Here is an 18,750-nt window from a genome sequence, read left to right as displayed (position 1 = left end):
AGCTGGTGGTAAGTTGATTTTATGTCTGCTTCAAGGTGGGCCCGATTGAACTGGCGCGGCTTGTCATGCTTAGCTGGCCGGGCGTGAAATCAACATGGGGGAAGAGAAAATGAACCTGTCAGGTGGCTGTTATTGCGGAAATGTCCGTTACGAAGCGGAGGGAGCGCCCTTGATGCGCGCCCGGTGCCATTGCCGGGAATGCCAATACTTCACGGGCGGGGAGGGGAATGATTTCATCGCCATGCCCGAGGCCGGCTTTCGGTTCACAAAAGGCGCGCCCAAAGGATACACCCGGCCTGATTTCCCGGGCGCGGCCACCCGGGAATTTTGCCCCGATTGCGGAACGCCCTTGCTCACCCGCTCTCCGGCATTGCCCGGCGCGCTGATCCTCAAGGTGGGCGCGCTCGACAATCCGGCCGCGTTCGAAGGCCCCCAGGTCATCCTCCAGACAGCCGATGCACAACCGTTTCACCATATACCGGAGGGTGTTCGGGCTTTTCCGCGCTTTCCGGGAATGTGATCGCAAACGCAGCATGAGGGGACTTCACAAGGCCTCGCGACTCCCTTAGGAGGCCAAAAAGGGAGCTCCCCACATGAAAATCCGACAAGCGATCACCTTCGACGACGTGCTTCTCCAGCCCGGCGCAAGTGAGGTGTTACCGGCAGATGTCGATGTTTCGACACTGCTCACGAAAACCATCCCCCTCAATATCCCGCTGCTTTCGGCGGCGATGGACACGGTCACCGAAGCGCGCCTCGCCATCGCAATGGCCCAGGCTGGCGGCATCGGCGTGATCCACCGCAACCTTTCGATCGAGCAGCAGGCCGGCGAAGTGGCAATGGTGAAGAAGTATGAAAGCGGTGTGGTGATGAACCCCGTCACCATCAGCCCCGACGCCACCCTTGGAGACCTTCAGGAACTCAAGAAGCGCACGGGCTTCTCCGGCATTCCGGTCGTGGAGAAAAACGGCAAGGTGGTGGGCATCGTCACCAACCGGGATACCCGGTTTGCGGACGATCCGAACGAGAAAGTCGCGAGCCTGATGACCCGCGAAGTGGTCACGGCCCAGATGGACATGGCTCCCGGCGATGCGCGCCGCCTGCTGCACAAGCACAGGATCGAACGGCTGGTGATCGTCGATCATGACGGCCGATGCCTCGGCCTGCTCACCGTGAAGGACATGGACAAGGCCGCCGTCCACCCCAACGCTGCCAAGGACGGCGCAGGCCGCCTGCGCGTTGCCGCCGCTTCCACGGTGGGAGACGCAGGCTTCGAGCGGACCCTGGCCCTCATCGAGGCCGGCGCTGATGCGGTGGTGATCGACACAGCCCATGGCCATTCGATTTCCGTGGCTGAAGCGGTCACCCGCGCCAAGAAGATCTCCAACGCCGTTCAGATCATCGCCGGCAACGTGGCGACGGCAGAAGCGACCAAAGCCCTGATCGATGCAGGCGCAGATGCCGTGAAGGTCGGGATCGGCCCGGGCTCAATCTGTACAACGCGCATCGTCGCGGGTGTCGGCGTGCCTCAGCTCACTGCGATCGAGCAATGCGCCACCGCCGCGCTGGCGTCCGGTATTCCAATCATTGCCGATGGCGGCATCAAGTTCTCCGGCGACTTCGCCAAGGCGCTCGCCGCTGGCGCGTCCACCGCCATGATGGGCTCGATGTTCGCGGGCACCGAAGAGGCTCCCGGAGAGGTCTTCCTCTATCAGGGCCGCAGCTACAAAGCCTATCGCGGCATGGGCAGCCTCGGTGCCATGGCCCGCGGCTCGGCTGACCGCTACTTCCAGAAGGACGCCGCCGCCGAGAAACTCGTGCCGGAAGGCATCGAAGGGCAGGTACCCTTCAAGGGGCCGGTCGGCGCCATCATCCACCAGATGGTCGGCGGCCTGCGCGCGGCGATGGGTTATGTCGGCGCCAAGGATATCGCCGAGCTCCATCAGAAGGCAGAGTTCGTCCAGATCACCGGCGCCGGTCTCAACGAAAGCCATGTCCACGACGTGATGATGACCCGCGAAGCACCGAACTATTCACTGTCTCGCGGCTGATCTTCAGATCGCATCTTGAGGTTTCGGCTCCCGCCACATCGCTTCCAGTGGCGGGGCGCCGGGGCCGGGCTCGAACAGTTTCATCCGCTCGAACCCATGGCTCATATAGAAGCCGGTATTCGCCGGATTGGAGTTCTCCAGATAAGAGGGCATCCCGGCCTTATCAGCGGCGGCGAGGGCAGGGCTGATCAGCTGCTTGCCCAGCCCCTTGCCGCGCTCTGCCTTCCGCGTGCCGATGGTGAAAAGGTAAAGGTGGCGGTCCTTGGGATGCTCCCGCGCCATGGTTTCGCCCGCCGTCAGCGCGCGCTTGGCAGCGCCCTTTGAACCCTTCTGCATCAGCGTCCAGACGAGGCCCAGCGTCGCCAGCGCGCCAAGCTCCTTTCTCCGGTCCGACAGGCACCACATCGTCGCGCCGCGATCTCCGGCCAGATGGCAGATCCCGTTCGGGATATAGAGATGCCGCGCAAGCTGCGAGAATACCGGCGTCAGCGCGTCCGTTCGGCCAAATATCCAGAGGTTCACCGGGTCTTCGGCAAAGGCTTCTCCGGTAATGTCGCCCATGCGGCGCCAATCTGCGGCCTCCGCATCCCGCATCCCCTCCGGCAGGCGAATCTCCAGCATGTTCAGCCCTTTGTTGTTTTCACCGGCCTCATAGGACGCTAACACCCACGCTTTCGCAACCGGAGAGCCGACACATGCGCAATGGCGGACGCATCAGCGCAGCAATTTCTGTCCTGACGGACGTGCTGCAAAGGCATCAACCGGTGAAGATTGCCGTGCGCGACTGGGGCAAACGGGCCCGTTATGCCGGCTCCAAGGACCGCGCCTGGGTGTCGGGTCTCGTGCTGGATGCCCTCCGGCGCCGCAACTCGACAGCCCATCATATGGGCCATGACGATCCGCGCGCGCTGGTGTTCGGCACCCTGCGCTTTGCCTGGGACTGGCCCGCCCGCGACATCGAACAGGCCTGCTATGACGATCACGGCCCAACGCCCCTGACGAATGCAGAGCGCGACGCGCTCATCATGGCGCCCGATCCTACCGCGCCGATCCATGTTCAGGGCGATTTTCCCGAATGGCTGACGCCGCATATGGAGCGTGTATTCGGGCCCGATACCGTGGTCGAGGCGCAGGCGATGGCCGTCCGCGCGGATGTGGATCTGCGCGTCAACACGCTGAAATCCGACGCAGAGAAAGCCGCGCTCCCGCTCAAATCCGTCCGGGCGGTGCCCTCAAAGCTGCTGACCAACGCCTACAATATCCCGGCGCGCGACCCCACCGAGCGCGAAGACTCCATCGAGGGCATTCCCGCCTTCTCCAAGGGTTGGGTGGAAGTGCAGGATGCGGGCAGCCAGATCGCGGCGGCCGCCGCAAATGCCAAGCCGGGAGAGCAGGTGCTGGACTATTGCGCCGGCGGCGGGGGCAAGACGCTCGCCCTGGCGGCGCAGATGCAGGGCACCGGCCAGATTTATGCCTATGACATTGATGGAAAGCGCCTCTCAGCGCTCGTTCCGCGTCTCAAGCGCTCTGGGGCGCACAATGTTCAACTCGTCCACCCCAGCGAAGGCACGAGCCTTGAGCCGCTGGTGGGCCAGATGGACCTCGTATTTGTCGATGCGCCTTGCACCGGCACCGGAACCTGGCGCCGCAAGCCGGACTCCAAATGGCGCGTGAAGCCTGCCCAGCTCGCCAAACGCATGGAGGATCAGCGCCAGATCCTCGCCGAAGCGGCCAACTATGTGAAACCCGGCGGTCGCCTCTTGTATGCAACCTGCTCCTTCCTGATTGAGGAAGACGAGGACCGCGTTGCCGAATTTCTGGCGGCCGATACCCGCTTCCGCGAGGGAGACGCCGCTGAAGCCGCGATTGCTTCAGGCCTTCTGACCGACCATGGCGCCGCCGTCGTCCGCAAATTCCGCGGCCCCACCGGCAGCGTCCGGCTCACGCCGCGCCGGGCGGGCACCGATGGCTTCTTCTTCGCGCTGCTTAACCGGGAAGCTTGATCCATAGGGCTGTCCAAATTGCTCCATGGCGCGTTTCACAGCCTTTCGCAGCAGCGAAAGCCCCGCTAATAGAGGCCATGACACAGCAAGCCGATTCCGCCCCCAATTCCCATGAGCGCGTCCTGATCGTCGATTTCGGCAGTCAGGTGACCCAATTGATCGCCCGCCGCCTCCGCGAAAGCGGCGTCTATTGCGAGATCCATCCTTTCAACAAGGTCGATGGCGCTTTCCTGAAGGCGTATCACCCACAGGCCATCATTCTCTCGGGCGGCCCGGCCAGCGTCACATGGCAAAACGCGCCCCTTGCTGATCAGGCCATATTCGACAGCGGCCTGCCCATCCTCGGCATCTGCTATGGCCAGCAGGTGATGATGCACCAACTCGGCGGACGCGTGGAAAGCGGCACCAGCCGCGAATTTGGCCGCGCCTTTATCGAGCCGGTAGAGGACGATCCGATCCTCGAGGGGCTGTTTGAGGGCGGCAATTCCGAGCAGGTCTGGATGAGCCATGGTGACCATGTGGCAGACATGGCGCCCGGTTTTGGTGTCATCGCCCGGTCGCCCGGCGCGCCTTATGCTGTCATCGCTGATCCGGAGCGGAAATTCTACGGCACCCAGTTCCACCCCGAAGTCGTCCACACCACCCATGGCGCGCGCCTCCTGCGCAACTTCACACATGGCGTTGCTGGCCTCAAGGGCGACTGGACAATGGCGGCCTACCGCGCAGAAGCCATCGAAAAGATCCGCGCTCAGGTCGGCAAGGGCAGGGTGATCTGCGGCCTTTCCGGCGGCGTGGACTCATCCGTAGCCGCCGTATTAATCCACGAAGCAATCGGTGATCAGCTTACCTGTGTTTATGTCGACCACGGACTGATGCGCGCCGGCGAAAGCGAGCAGGTCGTCAGCCTCTTCCGTGAGCATTACAATATTCCGCTCGTACATGTGGACGCTTCGGAACTCTTCCTGGGCCAGCTCGCCGGCGTGACGGACCCGGAGAAAAAGCGCAAGATCATCGGCGGTCTGTTCATTGATGTATTCGATGCCGAAGCCAGCAAGATCGGCGGCGCTGATTTCCTTGCCCAAGGCACTCTGTATCCGGATGTCATTGAAAGCGTCTCTGCCATCGGCGGCCCCTCCGTCACCATCAAGAGCCATCACAATGTTGGCGGCCTGCCCGCACGCATGAAGATGAAGCTGGTCGAGCCGCTGCGCGAACTCTTCAAGGATGAAGTGCGCGCTCTGGGCCGTGAACTCGGCCTGCCCGAAGCCTTCGTGGGCCGCCATCCTTTCCCTGGTCCAGGCCTTGCCATCCGTATTCCCGGCGCCATCACCCGCGAGAAGGCTGACACCCTCCGCAAGGCAGATGCCATCTATATCGACGAGATCCGCAAGGCGGGCCTTTATGACGAAATCTGGCAGGCGTTCAGCGTGCTGCTTCCCGTCAACACCGTCGGCGTCATGGGAGACGAGCGCACCTATGAGGCTGTCCTCGCCCTGCGCGCGGTAACGTCTACTGATGGTATGACGGCGGACTATTATCCCTTTGAGCATGCCTTCCTCGGGAAGGTCGCCACACGGATCATCAACGAGGTGAAGGGCGTCAACCGGGTTGTCTATGATGTGACATCCAAACCACCTGGCACAATCGAGTGGGAATAATTTTTGCCCATCCGAGGGTATCCGAAACTACGCCAGAATACGACGTAACCACTTGAAAAACAAAAATATTTCAGCCGAGACCTATCGATAGCTATCGGTGGGCATCAAACGCGTCTGTCGTGCCCGCTGACGGACCCTGCCCCCGTTGATCATCCGGAAAATCGAAAGTACCGTCATGGCGACTGAGGCTAATGACGGTACTTTTTTCAGCCTAATATGCTGATCATAAACAGATATTCCCGTCAAAAGCCTCCAAAAACCGCGTGACGGTACTTTTCCGCGAGGAGGCCCAGAATGTTGACGGATGCGGCACTCAAGTGCCTGAAACCAAAAGCCAAAATGTACAAGGTGACCGATCGTGACGGCATGTATGTGCGTGTCGCGCCGACAGGCGGCATCTCGTTCAGGCTCGACTATCGGCTGAACGGCAGGCGGGAGACCGTCCATCTCGGCAAGTACGCCCGAGATGGGATCTCGCTCGCCCGGGCGCGGGAATTGTGCCTGGACGCGAAACGCATGATTGCCGAGGGGCGGTCCCCCGCCATCGAGAAGCAACGGGAGAAGCGCCGGATCAAGGAGGCCAAGAGCTTCGGCGAGTTCGGCGAGAAGTGGCTGACGGGCGCGCCCATGGCGGACAGCACGCGCGCCATGCGCCGCGCCATATTCGAGCGTGAACTCAAGCCGGTCTGGCAGAACCGTTTGCTGACCGAAATCACGCCTGATGACCTGCGCGCCCACTGCGCCAAGATCGTGGAACGGGGCGCGCCCGCGACGGCCATCCATGTGCGGGATATCCTGAAGCAGATCTACGCCTTCGCCATCCTCCACGGCGAGAAGGTCGCGAACCCGGCCGATGACGTTGGCCCGGCTTCGATTGCCACGTTCACGCCCAAGGACCGGGCGCTTTCGCCGACCGAGATCCGCATCATGCTCAAGCAACTCGAGCATGTCGCGACGCTGCCGACGATCCGGCTCGGCATGAAGCTCTACCTCCTCACCATGGTCCGGAAGAGCGAACTACAGGACGCGGTCTGGGATGAAGTCGATTTCGAAAACGCTGTCTGGACGATCCCGAAGGAGCGCATGAAGCGATCGAAGCCGCACAATGTCTACCTGTGCCGGCAGACCCTCGACATCATGATCGCGCTCAAGACCTGCGCCGGTAACTCCCGGTATCTGCTGCCTTCCCGCTACGATGCGGATGCGCCGATGTCGCGGGCGACCTTCAACCGGGTCACTTACGCTGTCGTCGAACAGGCCAAGAAGGAGGGGCTGCCGCTGGAGCCGTTCACCGTGCATGACCTGCGCCGCACGGGCTCGACGCTGCTCAATGAGCTGGGCTTCAACCGCGACTGGATCGAAAAGTGCCTGGCGCACGAGGACGGGCGTTCATCACGCGGCGTCTACAACAAGGCCGAATACGAGGTTCAGCGTCGCCACATGATGCAGGAATGGGCCGATACCGTCGATGCCTGGGTCGAGGGGCGGAAGTATGTTCCGACGCTGCTGCCGACAGTCATGCCGTCTATCACGCTCGATCCTGCCCTTTGACCGGGCGGGACTTGCGCTTGGTGACGTCGGGATGCTGTGCGCGAGGGATCGGCTTCGCGCGCCGCGCCAGCAACCAGGCGTGGACCTCGGCGAGGTCCCAGACGATGCAGCGCGGCGACAGCGCGAAGCGGCGTGGGAATTCGCCGCGCTGCTCCATCTCGTAGATTGTGCTGTCGGCCAGGGGCACCATCTCGCGCAGTTGGTGCCGCCGGATGGTCTTCCTGATCTCCAAAGGCTCGCTCTGACCCATACCCAATCTCCTTAGCGGCTGTCGCTGGCGATTGAGAACGATAGGTGCCGATGCCGGAAGTCCCTCCCGAGTGGCGTGCGGCAATTTCGGGCTCTGGCGTAGAAATCGGCGGGTCATTTTCAGTCCTGACAGCGCGGCCGGACATCCGTCAGCCCACAGAATCTGCACGACTCGCCGCACGCGTTCCGCGCCGTAATTGCGCTGTTCAGATCACGCACCATTTACTGCTTGCACCGGCGAGATGCGATCCGGAAGTCCGCTAGCGACGTAGCAACAGTCGAATGTGTGACACTTAAGGATTTCGTGGGCGGCGGTAGCGAGGAGGCGGAGAAGACCCATAATCTGATCGGAACAGTTCTCGGGGGCTGACGGGGCTACGTTTGCAAAGACCTTTGCATCATGGGGAACCATCGTGCCGAGATCGAAGATCGAGCTGCGCCATGTGCGCTACATCATCGCCGCCGCGGAAAGCGGCAGCTTCCGGCGCGCGGCACAAGATCTCGGCGTCGAGCAGTCGGCGATCAGCCGCCGCATCCGGGATGTCGAGGATGAGATCGGCGCACAGCTGTTCCGCCGTCATCCTGCCGGCGTCGACCTGACGGACATCGGCAAACAATTCCTGAATCAGGCCGCCCCTGGGGCTCGCCAGATCGGATCGGCGCTCGACGGAGCAAGAACGGTGGCGAACAGAGGACGGCATCTTCGGATCGGCGTGTTCGGGCCTCTGACCATGGGCTTTCTGTCTGAGCTCTTCGGGGCCTTTCGGGGTGACCGCCCGGGGGTCAAGTTGCGGTTCAGCGAGGGCAGCTGTCCCGAACTTATCGCGGCCGTGCGGCGGGGGCAGCTTGATGTCGGTGTCGTCGCCGAAGCATCGCCCGGGAAGGGCTTTGACGTGACGCATTTGTGGGCCGAGCCCGTGTACGCGGCATTGCCGGACGGCGACCCACTCGCCGATCAGAAGGCGCTCCGGTGGGATGACCTGCGTGATCGGCACTTTGTGGTGACTGATTTACCGACCGGCGATTTCGCGAAGGGTTACCTGATGCGAAACCTCCAAACTTCGCCCGGAGACCTCCAGATCGAGCAATTGTCCGTCACTCGGGAATCTCTGATGCAGATCGTCGCGCATGGGGACGGCGTCACCATCGCAGGCAGCGCGCATGTCCGTCAGGGTCTGCCAGGCATTGCTTTTCGCCTGATCGAGGATGCTGTTCTCCGCTATGGTGCTGTCCACCCGCGAGGGGCGCTCCATCGGAACCTCGAGCGCCTGCTGGCGCTGGCAAAGTCTTTCTCGGAGCGAGATGACGCTTGGTTCGCCCGGCAACGGCTCATGCGCCCTGAGCATCGGCGCGTGCTGCACGTTGACTGCCATCGCGGCGCGCGCGGGCGAACCCCCGATCGGTTGCAATGAAGCGCTCGAGCATGGGCACAATCAGCTTCGTCGGGTCGCCGATGGTCTGGCCTTGTTCGCGGCCGAGTGCTGCGGCGTAGGCGACGAGGTCCCGATGCAGCGGCGCAGGGAGTTCAATCGTCACCTTGACCGGCTTGTCGTCGATGATCGGGCCGAGCTTCAGCTTGGTCATCACAACCCTCCATAAGGTTCGAGCACGAGGTCGCGGGTGACGATGACGCGCACAGGGAACCCCGGTCTGATCGTGAGGGTCGGCGCGACATTGAGTTGCCGACGGATGATCTGCTGGCCTGCGTCGTTGATGGTGTCCTGTCCGCCGTTGCGGATCGCCCGGAGCAGCCGATCCTGATCGTCAACGGCGAGTTCGGCGCCGACCGACAGCAGTGTCGACAGGCCGGCAGCCTTGGCGAGATCCCACCAGTGATAGTCGACGCCATCCTGAAGACCCGCATAGCCTTGCGCGTCGGCTCCGGGTTGACGTTCCAGGACGATCGAACGGCCATTCGGAAGGATGAGCCGCTTCCAGACGAGCAGCACCCGGCGCTGACCGAAGCCGACATCGTTGCTGTACTCGCCGATCAGCCGCGTGCCTTGGGGGACGAGCAGGATGCGCCCGGTCGGGCTGTCGTAGACATGCTCCGTGACCTGCGCGGTGATCTGGCCCGGCAGGTCGGACCGGATGCCGGTGATGAGGGCCGCGGCGATGACGGCGCCGGTTTGAAGCACATAGGGCGATGCCGGACCCATCACTCGATCTGGCGAGACCGTGCGGCGGTCCACGCCCGCATTTAGGAACGCGAGCTGGCGATCCTGCGCCGTCGCTGCACCTGGCTGGCCCGGAAGACCTAGCCCAGAGAGGCTCGGGCTGCCTGGTCCGCCAACTGTCGCAATCGGAGCTGCGACGCGCGCCTCCGTCTGGAAGAAGACGCGGCTCGTTCGGGCGGCTTCTTCTTCCGCGCGTCTGCGTTGCTCGACCGGATCGACGGTGGGCGCTGCTGCCATCGGCGGCGTGACGGGCTGGCCACGGTTCTGCGCATCGAGGATGGGGCGCCCCAGATCCCCGGGCAGCGGAGGCCCAAGCACCGGACCGGTGTAGTCGCGTGGCAGGCCGGCGAGCCCGTCCGCGGTTCGCCGATTTTGCGTGGAGTAAAGCTCCTCACTGCCAGGACCGATATTGCGCGTCTGAAGCGCATAGATGAGCGCGCCACCGACCCCGAGGGCGGCGACGAGACTGATGCCGCCCAGCACCTTTCGCGATAGTCGGGTGACCCGGGGCGGTTCGGCGCGCAGCCGCATGGGCGCAGCGGCGTCGCCGGGCTGTGTGCCGACCAGCTGTGCGTCGGCTTCGTTGGGCGTGTCGCGCTCGCTCATGACGCGGGCCTCCCATCGGTGCGAACGATCCGGACCGTCTGCTGGCGCTCGTCACTGCCGAGACGGAGCTCGGCGGCGGCGAACAGGCGGTCGACGATCAGTATGTTCTGGTGGATCCTGCTGTTGGCGATCTGCGGTTCACCGACCTGGACCATCTCACGAAGGATGGAGCCGTGATGCATCGCCTCGCCGCTATGGCGAAACCAACCTCGCTTCGCGAGTAGGCCGAGCACCTGCTGCGGATCATCGACGACGGTTTCTCTTTCAAGCATCTCGCCGTCCTATTCATCTATGCGCCAGCCAGCCGGCGAGCGCGCTCACTGATCATGTCGGCAAACTGCTCAATGGCCGTACCGTCCAACTCAGGGCACGAAAGGTCCTCTGCGACGGCCGTTGCTTTCTCCAGGACGCGTTTGCTGATCTCCGCAACCCGTCGTCGTATCAGCGGCAGACCGAGACCTGTGTCCGCCGCGAATGCTGCCCACCCCTTCGCGTCGATTTCGGCAAGCGTCGCCCGTTTCCCGATCTTCATGGCAAATTTCGGCGATAGATCGGGATAGGCAACGGTCGCAAGCAAATCATACAGCGGGGCGAGGCGTGGACCTTCGTCGCCGTAGAGGATCGAGAAATTCTTGCCATGTGCGTCGGCGTTCCCGGCGATCACATTGAAAATCACTGCATCGAGAAGCTTCAGCACATCGACCGCGGGCCTTGCGGCGACGCGACGGAGCAGCGCGAAGCAATCCTTGAAGGTCGGGCCGCCTTCGCTCGCATATTTGGTCTCCGGTGGCACGCCGAGCGCCTGGCAGAAATCCTCCTGGTGGATGCGACGCACCCCTCCATCGTCGCCAATGACGCGGTCATAGCGCTGGACCAGCAGAAATGTTCGATCCTGAACGATGCGCGCTTCTACCGGCGCGACATCGAGGCCGATGGCGGCAGCAAGGCGCATCACGAAGGCTTCGTTCTCGGTCGTGGCCGCGAAGCGGGATATCGGGGGCTTGAGAATATGCGTCGTGGGCTGGCCCGGAGCAGGCAACGCCACTGCGCCTTCCACCAGAACCACTGGCACCTTCGATTGCGCGCCAGCGAGAGAGAGACGGAGGCCTTCCTCGCCCGCTAGCAGTGGGCGGACAGGCAGCGCGTCCAGCACCCGGACCAGGCCTGCATCGTCAAGCGGGGTGGGCTGCTGGTCGAGGGCAGGAGCGGTCGGTATTTCACCGGACGGCAGAAGCTGGAGCGCGCCCGCCACATCGCCGCCGAGGCGATCAAGAAGAGCGAAATCATTGGCGCGCGATACGCCGAGTGCCTGAGCCGCGGCGTCGCGCTGGCTTTCCTCCGGCAAGAGACCGCCGAAAAACGGGCGGCACTCGCGACGACTGAACGGCTCCGTCCGCTTTGGCAGTGAGGCTGACAAGGGCTGCGCCGCCTCGTCGTCGAGCCAAGCCCGCGCATAGGCGAAGCCGAGTTCACCATGCTTGTCCTGCGTCAGCTGACCCACCAGGCGCCCGTCCCACCAGATATCGAGGGTGCGCGTCATCCCTTCCGCGCTCCTTTGGGATCGGGCGGCGGTGTGATATCGAGCGAGCAGCCCAACGCGGCTAGGACCTGAAGTGTCTTGCCGATCTGCGCGGTCGGCTTGCCCGCTTCGAGATCGACGATGAAGCGCAGGCCGACGCCAGCTGCGCCGGCAAGCTCGTCCTGCCGCAGGCCAGCGGCCTTGCGGGTTGTCCGGACAATGTCGCCGATCTCGGCGGTGGTAAGATTGCGTCTGGCCATGATATTTACCGAACGGGAAAGTATCATGGCTTTCTGAAGAATGTCTATAAGAATTTCCCGCTCGGGAAAGCTTGCGCCTCGGGGTAGCTCCTGGGTCTGAATTATTCCCGCTCGGGAAAACGCGCCGGTCGGGAACCTCAGATGCTGCCGCGGCTCGACGCCGGTCCGCCGATCACCTGTCTTTCTTCGCCACAGTACGATGACCCCCTGAGCGTTGTTGCAACGCCCCAATTCCTGCCTTTCTTACTCATCCCCGATCCAGGGCCGCGCATCGCGCGGGCCCGCAAGCGAACGGGGACGACGTGGCGGTCAACCATCAGCAATCGGAAGCAGCCTCACGCGGTGCACGCATGCTGCGCACCGCGCTGGGGCCTGCGGTCGCCCGATTCCTGGAAGACCCCGCGATCGTCGAGGTCATGCTCAACCCCGATGGGCGGCTCTGGGTCGACCGGCTCTCTGACGGCCTGTCCGATACGGGGGAACGACTTTCGGCCGCAGATGGCGAACGCATCATCCGCCTCGTCGCCCATCATGTCGGTGCCGAGGTGCATGACCGACGGCCGCGTGTCTCGGCTGAACTGCCCGAAACCGGCGAGCGCTTCGAAGGCCTGCTGCCGCCGGTCGTAACGGCTCCGGTCTTCGCGATTCGCAAGCCTGCAGTCGCCGTCTTCACGCTCGACGACTATGTCGCCGCCAGCATCATGACGGCCGACCAGGCCGTCATCCTCCGGCAGGCGGTCGCAGCGCGCGCCAACATCCTCGTCGCCGGCGGAACCAGCACCGGCAAGACCACGCTGACCAATGCCCTGCTGGCCGAGGTCGCGAAGACAACCGACCGCGTCATCGTCATCGAAGACACCCGCGAGCTGCAATGCCGGGCGCAGAACATCATCGCCATGCGCACCAAGGACGGCGTCGCGACCCTGTCCGACCTCGTGCGCTCCTCGCTGCGGCTGCGGCCGGATCGGATACCGATCGGCGAGGTGCGTGGGTCTGAGGCGCTCGATCTCCTGAAAGCTTGGGGCACCGGCCATCCTGGCGGGATCGGGACGATCCACGCGGGCACCGCGCTCGGCGCGCTGCGCCGCCTCGAGCAGCTCATCCAGGAAGCTGTCGTCACCGTCCCCCGGGCGCTGATCGCCGAGACCATCGATCTGGTGGCCGTGCTCTCCGGCCGCGGCGCTGCGCGGCGTCTCACAGAACTCGCCCGCGTCGAAGGGCTCGGGACGGACACCGACTACCGCCTTTCCCCCGCAACCCAGCCTCCCGACCCAATAGGAGAACCCGCATGATCCGACATATCGCGCGCGGCCATCAGCGCCTCGCAACTGCCGCCACGGCGCTGACCCTAAGCTTTCTTCTGGCGCCCGCCGCCCACGCATCCGGCTCCTCGATGCCCTGGGAAGCGCCGCTGCAGTCCATCCTCCAGTCGATCGAGGGACCGGTCGCCAAGATTATCGCGGTGATCATCATCATCGTCACAGGCTTGACGCTGGCGTTCGGCGACACGAGCGGAGGATTTCGGCGTCTCATCCAGATCGTCTTCGGCCTGTCGATCGCCTTCGCGGCGTCCAGCTTCTTCCTGTCGTTCTTCTCATTCGGCGGCGGGGCGCTCGTCTGATGGCGGGCCTCCTGCAACATCCCGATGAGGTCGCGGGCTTCTCGGTTCCGGTCCACCGCGCGCTGACCGAGCATATCCTGCTGGGCGGCGCACCGCGCAGCATCGCCATCATGAACGGCACACTCGCCGGCGCTGTCGGTCTCGGATTGCGGCTATGGCTGGTTGGTCTCCTCATTTGGGCGATCGGCCATTTCGCCGCCGTTTGGGCAGCAAAGCGCGATCCGCTCTTTGTCGAAGTGGGCCGCCGGCATCTGCGCATTCCGGGCCATCTCTCGGTGTGAGGCGTGGCCATGATGAACCTCGCCGAATATCGCCGTACCGCGACCCGTCTCGCTGATTTCCTGCCCTGGGCGGCGCTGGTCGGCGAAGGGGTCGTGCTCAACAAGGATGGCAGCTTCCAGCGCACCGCGCGTTTTCGTGGTCCCGATCTCGACTCAGCTGTGGCCGCTGAACTGGTGGCCGTCGCCAGTCGCCTCAACAACGCCTTCCGGCGTCTGGGCTCGGGCTGGGCGATCTTCGTCGAAGCGCAGCGTCACGAAGCCGCCTCCTATCCGGCAAGCCGCTTCGCGGACGCCGCCTCCGCCCTCGTTGATGCGGAGCGCAAGGCCGACTTCGAGGAAGCGGACGCGCATTACGAGTCGAGCTACTTCCTGACCTTTCTCTATCTCCCGCCTGCCGAGGACGCCGCGCGGGCGGAGACCTGGCTCTACGAGGGTCGCCAACAGTCCGGCGTCGATCCCAATGAAGCCCTCGCGGCCTTCATTGACCGCACAAACCGCGTCCTCCAGCTCGTCGATGGCTTCATGCCGGAATGCCGGTGGCTCGATGACGCCGAGACCCTGACTTACCTGCACTCGACCGTTTCGACGAAGCGCCACCGCGTCCGCGTGCCCGAAACGCCGATCTACCTCGATGCGCTTCTCGCCGATGAGCCGTTGACCGGCGGCCTCGAGCCACGGCTCGGCGCCGCCCATCTGCGCGTGCTGACGATCAACGGCTTTCCGACGGCGACGACGCCAGGGATTCTCGACGATCTCAACCGGCTCGCCTTTCCCTATCGCTGGTCCACGCGGGCGATCCTCGGCGACCGTCTGGATGGACGGCCCACGCTCCTGATCGTCGACGAAGGCTGGCTCGCGCTCGACGATGAAGGCTTCGCGGCGCAACTGCGCGAATGGCTGAAGACGCTGCGCAAGAAGAACGCGTCGGTCGTCTTCGCCACGCAATCGCTGCGCGACCAACCGGCCGCCACAGGTCAGCTACGACGCCGATGTGCCGCCGCTTCCCCCTGTGCCGGCTGCCGTCACGGAGGCGCCACCAAGGCCGCTTCACACACCGCCCGCCTGGACACCGGCGCGCGGTGGCGCTGCCGCAGGGACGCCGGCGGGCCGCGTGGAGAATGCCAACGCCGCCGCGCGCGTCGAACCACGCCGCGAGGGGTATTACAACTCGATCCAGATCTATCCCTGGAGCGAGGGCGCGCTCTATCAGGTCTATGCCGCTCCCGGGCAGATAACCAACATCGCGCTGGAACCAGGCGAGAGCCTGACCGGCGCCGGCCCGATCGCTGCGGGCGACACAGCGCGCTGGATCATCGGCGACACCGAGAGCGGCTCGGGGATCACTCGCCGCGTCCATGTTCTCGTGAAGCCGACACGGCCAGATATCACGACCAATCTGGTCATCACCACCGACCGTCGCATCTACATGATCGAGCTGCGCTCGGGCGAACGCCCTTATATGCCGGCCGTCGCCTGGGCCTATCCGCAGCCGCCCGCCTCGCAGAGACAGGCAGTGCCCGCTACGCCAGTGCTCCCGGCCGTTGCGGCACGGAACTATCGCTACGGCCTCACGGGCGACACGCCGCCGTGGCGGCCAATCTCGGTCTACGACGACGGGCGCCGCGTCTATGTCGAGTTCCCGCGTGGGATCGTTCAGGGCGAGATGCCGCCGCTCTTCGTCATCGGCGCAGATGGCGATAGGCTAGGTCGACGCGTTCGAGGCCGCGCCGGTGCGCTCGAAGAAGTCGTTGAGCCTCGGCATATCGATGAAGCGCACCCAAGATCCCTGAGCGCCCGCTACGGCCTTGGCGCGTTGCCGTTCCACGTTGAACTCAGCCATCGCACCAGACCCTGCCGCTACATTCTTCTTGGGTGCATTGACCCTGGATCACCACCTGCACCGACTATGCTTCTCGAATGGCGAACGCTCGGCTTTTCGCGTGAGGAGCTGAACCTTCTCGAAGAGGCTCCTGTCCTCGTGCGCGCTGGCCGACGCTCCTTCTACTCAACCATTTTGGCGATGGGTGGAGCCTTCTTGCGATATGATCCCGGCTGCCTTGAAGCCGTAGACGAGCGCGGACAAAGAGCACTACGGCTTGTCGAAGACCGGATAGCCTCGCTGATCGTGGGCACTTCGATGCTGTGCAGGTGGCGCCGGCCTCGTCTGCAGAAGTGCCGGACGAAGCTGGAGGCGTGCGGGCAGTCGTGCTTGGCGTCGCGCATCCGCACAATGGCCGCGAGGGTTCCGAGGCGTTGGTCGAAGCCAAGGACATCCTGATGCAGCGTGGCAGCACGCCGCGCGTCTATCGCAACATGCTGGTCTTCATCGCCGCGGATTCCCGCCAGCTCGACAATCTGAAAGACGCCGTGCGAGCGTCACTCGCCTGGGGCGAGATCGTCCGCGACACCGAGCGGCTCAACCTGACGCAGAGCGACAGCGCGCTGGCCAAGGCCAAGCTGGCTGAATCAAACGAGACGATGAAGACACGCCTGAAAGAGGCATGGTGCTATCTTCACTATCCGGCGCAGGAGAGCGCACAAGCCGATGTCGAATGGGTCTCGGGCAAGATCCCGGCTCAGGACGGGCTGCTGGCGCGGGCCAGCAAGAAGCTCGTGGCCGAAGAAGGGTTGCTCACGGAACTGGGCCCGACGCGCCTCGATCGCGACCTCCAGAAGTACATCTGGAACGGCAAGCCGCATCTCTCGCTCAAGGATCTGCGGGAGTATCTCAATCGCTACATCTATCTGCCACGCCTGAAGAACCAGGAGGTTCTGATCAAGGCCGTGCAGGCCTCCGTAAGCGGGATGATCCCGGGGCCCTTCGCTTATGCCGAGCGATGGGACGAGAAGTCGGACATCTATCTGGGCCTTGCCATCGAGCGCGCCGCGAACGCGGCAGTCGTGATCGACAGCGACAGTGTCATTGTTAAGCCTGCTGTGGCCGAGGCCCATCGACCGGCTCCGGTGCAGCCTGGTAGTGGCGGGGGTGCGCAAGGCCCAGGCGAGAAGTCGCCGGTTACAGGGTCACAGCCAGACGGCGGTACGCCCCAGGCTCCGCCTGCTGAGAGGAAGCCAACCCGCTTCACCGGCAGCGTGATGATCTCTTCGGAACGACCAGCCCGCGAAATCCATCAGATTGTCGAAGCGATCGTCGAGCAGCTCACAACGATCCCGGGGAGTTCGGTGAAGCTGAAGCTAGAGATCGACGCCGAAGTTCCATCAGGGCTCGACCGAGCAAAGGTGCGGACGTTGGTAGAAAACGCCAATACGCTCGGGTTCATCGACAAGGCGGTCGAGTAAATGAGCGGGGCCGGGCCTGTTGAACGCGACCTGATTTTCATCTCCAAGGCGACGCCTGGTGATGACCAGTTTGTGTTGTGGCTCGCGCCGCGGCTCGAAGCCGCCGGCTACAAGGTCTTCGCAGACATTTTCGATCTTGATGCCGGGGACGAATGGCGCGGCAAGCTTACTGCAGCGCTTCAGACTCGTGCGTTCAAGATGCTGTTGTGCTGTAGCGACGAGACGCTCGCCAGGAGGGGTGTTCGCGAGGAGATCGCCATCGCGGAAGACCTGACGAGACAACTTCAGGATCCCAACTTCATCATTCCATTGAAGATTCGTGCCTTCCAAAAGCTCTTCGGCATCGGCGGCCTGCAGTATGTCGACTTCGAGAGCGGATGGGCGACGGGGCTTGCAAGCTTGCTCAAATCGCTCGAAAGGCAGCATGTGCCCAAGGCTGGCGGCGGCATCATTCAGCCCGAATGGTCCGCTCATCTGCGTCGGCGCGCAGTCGAGATCGAGGCGGTTCCCGAGGTCCTGACGTCCAATTGGCTCCGGATATTGAGGATACCGGACAAGCTCAATCACCTGGTGCCTAACAATCGTGCCAATGAGACGTTGCTGCGTAAGCTCGGCGCGTCCTTCGAATACCCGATGGCGGAATTCGGCGACGGTTTCCTGACCTTCGCCAGCCCAATGGACCTGGCGGAACATTTCGAGCGGGTGGGGCCGTTTCACGCGGAGCGTGACTTCGACGTTCTCGATCTACTCGAGAACGGGTCATCGGACGCGGGGATCGACAGCCGCGATGCCCGGTCGATCATGATGAATCTCTTGCGCCAGGCATGGGAGAAGCATTGCGCCCGCCAAGGGCTTCTTGCGCATTCGTTCTCAAGCGGACTGTCCTTCCACGTTGGCGACAAAAGACTGGGCCTCAAGAAGCGCGTCTCATGGGGGCGCCAGGGTCAGAGCCGCAATTCAATGCTACGCGGTGTCGCCCGCAAGAAGATCTGGGAATACGGTGTAAGCGTAATTCCCAGCCTCTTCCCTTACCCTCATATGCGGCTCAAGGGCCGTGTGCTGTTTGACGTGCCTCTGAGTTTTCATCCAGCGGCGACCAGAGTCCTTGGGTTAGTTACGCCTCGCAGCGTGGGGTGAGCAACAGGCCGAGCCGCGCAGCTTTCATACTGCGCAGCGGATCGGCCTGTTGCGGTCAGACTGGCGGCAAAGGCCTCCGGGGTGAGGTAGCCGATCGACGAGTGCGGTCGGCGGGTATTGTAGTCCAGCGCCCAGGCAGCGACCTTCTGGCGGGCGTGATCCAGACTGAAAAACAGGCTCTCGTTGAGCAGTTCGTCGCGCATGCGGCCGTTGAAGGATTCCACAAACCCGTTCTGGGTCGGCTTGCCGGGCGCGATGTAGTGCCAATCGACGCCATGATCCTGCGCCCAAGCCAGGATGGCCGTGGACGTGAACTCCGTGCCGTAGCACATTGGGA

The 18,750-nt window shown here is 63.5% G+C and carries 18 protein-coding genes and 4 pseudogenes; 13 read left to right on the top strand and 9 right to left on the bottom strand.

Annotation, left to right across the window (positions count from 1 at the left end; genetic code table 11):
• Positions 1-109: 109 nt before the first annotated feature.
• The gene (locus HPO_RS13565) at positions 110-520 is read left to right on the top strand and encodes a GFA family protein (RefSeq protein ID WP_035600047.1); all 411 of its coding nucleotides are present in this window, start codon (positions 110-112) and stop codon (positions 518-520) included.
• A gap of 73 nt (positions 521-593) precedes the next feature.
• Entirely contained in the window at positions 594-2,051 is a 1,458-nt protein-coding gene (gene guaB, locus HPO_RS13560; RefSeq protein WP_035599905.1) for an IMP dehydrogenase, read from the top strand.
• Between the two features lie 3 nt (positions 2,052-2,054).
• Here the strand turns inward: guaB and HPO_RS13555 are convergent, their stop codons facing one another.
• A complete protein-coding gene (locus tag HPO_RS13555) occupies positions 2,055-2,672 on the bottom strand; it encodes a GNAT family N-acetyltransferase (protein ID WP_035599902.1) in 618 nt (205 codons plus the stop codon).
• A 74-nt stretch (positions 2,673-2,746) separates the two neighbouring features.
• Between HPO_RS13555 and HPO_RS13550 the strand changes: the two genes are divergently transcribed.
• The 3 genes from HPO_RS13550 (at position 2,747) to HPO_RS13540 (ending at position 7,263) form a co-directional block, all read left to right on the top strand.
• Positions 2,747-4,054, top strand: a complete 1,308-nt coding sequence (locus HPO_RS13550; RefSeq protein ID WP_035599899.1) for an RsmB/NOP family class I SAM-dependent RNA methyltransferase — start codon at positions 2,747-2,749, stop codon at positions 4,052-4,054.
• 77 nt (positions 4,055-4,131) lie between these two features.
• Positions 4,132-5,712: a glutamine-hydrolyzing GMP synthase gene (guaA, locus tag HPO_RS13545; RefSeq protein ID WP_035599896.1), complete on the top strand. Its 1,581-nt coding sequence runs from the start codon at positions 4,132-4,134 to the stop codon at positions 5,710-5,712.
• Between the two features lie 294 nt (positions 5,713-6,006).
• Complete coding sequence (locus HPO_RS13540; RefSeq protein ID WP_035599894.1) at positions 6,007-7,263, top strand: tyrosine-type recombinase/integrase; 1,257 nt, start codon at positions 6,007-6,009, stop codon at positions 7,261-7,263.
• Here the strand turns inward: HPO_RS13540 and HPO_RS13535 are convergent.
• Positions 7,241-7,513 (bottom strand): helix-turn-helix transcriptional regulator, encoded by a 273-nt coding sequence (locus tag HPO_RS13535; protein ID WP_035599892.1) that lies wholly within the window; start codon positions 7,511-7,513, stop codon positions 7,241-7,243. The genes HPO_RS13540 and HPO_RS13535 overlap by 23 nt on opposite strands.
• 412 nt (positions 7,514-7,925) lie before the next feature.
• Between HPO_RS13535 and HPO_RS20325 the strand changes: the two genes are divergently transcribed.
• Positions 7,926-8,924, top strand: coding sequence for a LysR family transcriptional regulator (locus HPO_RS20325; RefSeq protein ID WP_084324325.1), 999 nt, complete (start codon positions 7,926-7,928; stop codon positions 8,922-8,924).
• Here the strand turns inward: HPO_RS20325 and HPO_RS13520 are convergent.
• The 5 genes and pseudogenes from HPO_RS13520 to HPO_RS13500 form a co-directional block, all read right to left on the bottom strand.
• Positions 8,842-9,096, bottom strand: coding sequence for a DUF2274 domain-containing protein (locus HPO_RS13520; protein WP_011579845.1), 255 nt, complete (start codon positions 9,094-9,096; stop codon positions 8,842-8,844). The genes HPO_RS20325 and HPO_RS13520 overlap by 83 nt on opposite strands.
• Positions 9,096-10,295, bottom strand: coding sequence for a TraB/TrbI/VirB10 family type IV secretion system protein (locus HPO_RS13515; protein WP_035599883.1), 1,200 nt, complete (start codon positions 10,293-10,295; stop codon positions 9,096-9,098). Before HPO_RS13515 ends, HPO_RS13520 begins: the two co-directional genes overlap by 1 nt.
• Positions 10,292-10,438, bottom strand: a pseudogene (locus HPO_RS21245) (P-type conjugative transfer protein TrbG); the annotation flags it as partial. The gene HPO_RS13515 and the pseudogene HPO_RS21245, both read right to left, overlap by 4 nt.
• A 146-nt stretch (positions 10,439-10,584) precedes the next feature.
• The gene (locus HPO_RS13505; RefSeq protein ID WP_035599877.1) at positions 10,585-11,835 is read right to left on the bottom strand and encodes a type II toxin-antitoxin system HipA family toxin; all 1,251 of its coding nucleotides are present in this window, start codon (positions 11,833-11,835) and stop codon (positions 10,585-10,587) included.
• Entirely contained in the window at positions 11,832-12,074 is a 243-nt protein-coding gene (locus HPO_RS13500) for a helix-turn-helix transcriptional regulator (RefSeq protein ID WP_035600045.1), read from the bottom strand. Before HPO_RS13500 ends, HPO_RS13505 begins: the two co-directional genes overlap by 4 nt.
• 302 nt (positions 12,075-12,376) lie before the next feature.
• Between HPO_RS13500 and trbB the strand changes: the two genes are divergently transcribed.
• From trbB to trbG, 5 genes and pseudogenes are all read left to right on the top strand, one after another.
• Positions 12,377-13,366: a P-type conjugative transfer ATPase TrbB gene (gene trbB, locus HPO_RS13495; RefSeq protein WP_035599875.1), complete on the top strand. Its 990-nt coding sequence runs from the start codon at positions 12,377-12,379 to the stop codon at positions 13,364-13,366.
• A complete protein-coding gene (locus HPO_RS13490) occupies positions 13,363-13,695 on the top strand; it encodes a TrbC/VirB2 family type IV secretion system protein (protein WP_035599872.1) in 333 nt (110 codons plus the stop codon). Before trbB ends, HPO_RS13490 begins: the two co-directional genes overlap by 4 nt.
• Positions 13,695-13,976, top strand: a complete 282-nt coding sequence (locus HPO_RS13485; protein ID WP_035599869.1) for a VirB3 family type IV secretion system protein — start codon at positions 13,695-13,697, stop codon at positions 13,974-13,976. Before HPO_RS13490 ends, HPO_RS13485 begins: the two co-directional genes overlap by 1 nt.
• Before the next feature lie 9 nt (positions 13,977-13,985).
• Positions 13,986-14,787, top strand: a pseudogene (locus HPO_RS20320) (conjugal transfer protein TrbE); the annotation flags it as partial.
• A 180-nt stretch (positions 14,788-14,967) separates the two neighbouring features.
• Positions 14,968-15,675, top strand: a pseudogene (gene trbG, locus HPO_RS13475) (P-type conjugative transfer protein TrbG); the annotation flags it as partial.
• A 3-nt stretch (positions 15,676-15,678) separates the two neighbouring features.
• Here trbG and HPO_RS21105 read toward each other — a convergent pair.
• On the bottom strand, positions 15,679-15,801 hold the full coding sequence (locus HPO_RS21105) for a hypothetical protein (RefSeq protein WP_277813438.1): 123 nt from the start codon (positions 15,799-15,801) through the stop codon (positions 15,679-15,681).
• A 284-nt stretch (positions 15,802-16,085) separates the two neighbouring features.
• Here HPO_RS21105 and HPO_RS13470 point away from each other — a divergent pair.
• Both HPO_RS13470 and HPO_RS13465 read left to right on the top strand, forming a co-directional pair.
• Positions 16,086-17,276, top strand: a pseudogene (locus HPO_RS13470) (DUF499 domain-containing protein); the annotation flags it as partial.
• Positions 17,277-18,413 (top strand): toll/interleukin-1 receptor domain-containing protein, encoded by a 1,137-nt coding sequence (locus HPO_RS13465; protein ID WP_051612623.1) that lies wholly within the window; start codon positions 17,277-17,279, stop codon positions 18,411-18,413.
• Here HPO_RS13465 and HPO_RS20315 read toward each other — a convergent pair.
• Positions 18,359-18,750, bottom strand: a 392-nt coding sequence (locus tag HPO_RS20315) for an integrase core domain-containing protein (RefSeq protein ID WP_157532841.1), incomplete at its 5' end; no start/stop codon positions are given. The two genes, HPO_RS13465 and HPO_RS20315, sit on opposite strands and share 55 nt — an antisense overlap.

The sequence above is a fragment of the Hyphomonas polymorpha PS728 genome (genome assembly GCF_000685315.1).
In the GTDB taxonomy this organism is placed as follows: Bacteria; Pseudomonadota; Alphaproteobacteria; order Caulobacterales; family Hyphomonadaceae; genus Hyphomonas; species Hyphomonas polymorpha.
Note: the sequence above shows the minus strand (reverse complement) of the source record. Positions and strands in the feature narration are given on the sequence as shown.

Bases quoted from the DNA above. Each gene is read 5' to 3' on its own strand.
- HPO_RS13500 (WP_035600045.1), bottom strand. From the start codon at position 12,074: ATGGCCAGACGCAATCTTACCACCGCCGAGATCGGCGACATTGTCCGG.
- guaA (WP_035599896.1), top strand. From the start codon at position 4,132: ATGACACAGCAAGCCGATTCCGCCCCCAATTCCCATGAGCGCGTCCTG.
- HPO_RS13555 (WP_035599902.1), bottom strand. From the start codon at position 2,672: ATGCTGGAGATTCGCCTGCCGGAGGGGATGCGGGATGCGGAGGCCGCA.
- HPO_RS13550 (WP_035599899.1), top strand. From the start codon at position 2,747: ATGCGCAATGGCGGACGCATCAGCGCAGCAATTTCTGTCCTGACGGAC.
- HPO_RS13535 (WP_035599892.1), bottom strand. From the start codon at position 7,513: ATGGGTCAGAGCGAGCCTTTGGAGATCAGGAAGACCATCCGGCGGCAC.
- HPO_RS13520 (WP_011579845.1), bottom strand. From the start codon at position 9,096: ATGACCAAGCTGAAGCTCGGCCCGATCATCGACGACAAGCCGGTCAAG.
- guaB (WP_035599905.1), top strand. From the start codon at position 594: ATGAAAATCCGACAAGCGATCACCTTCGACGACGTGCTTCTCCAGCCC.
- HPO_RS13565 (WP_035600047.1), top strand. From the start codon at position 110: ATGAACCTGTCAGGTGGCTGTTATTGCGGAAATGTCCGTTACGAAGCG.
- HPO_RS13540 (WP_035599894.1), top strand. From the start codon at position 6,007: ATGTTGACGGATGCGGCACTCAAGTGCCTGAAACCAAAAGCCAAAATG.
- HPO_RS13485 (WP_035599869.1), top strand. From the start codon at position 13,695: ATGGCGGGCCTCCTGCAACATCCCGATGAGGTCGCGGGCTTCTCGGTT.
- HPO_RS13490 (WP_035599872.1), top strand. From the start codon at position 13,363: ATGATCCGACATATCGCGCGCGGCCATCAGCGCCTCGCAACTGCCGCC.
- HPO_RS13505 (WP_035599877.1), bottom strand. From the start codon at position 11,835: ATGACGCGCACCCTCGATATCTGGTGGGACGGGCGCCTGGTGGGTCAG.
- HPO_RS13465 (WP_051612623.1), top strand. From the start codon at position 17,277: ATGAGCGGGGCCGGGCCTGTTGAACGCGACCTGATTTTCATCTCCAAG.
- HPO_RS13515 (WP_035599883.1), bottom strand. From the start codon at position 10,295: ATGAGCGAGCGCGACACGCCCAACGAAGCCGACGCACAGCTGGTCGGC.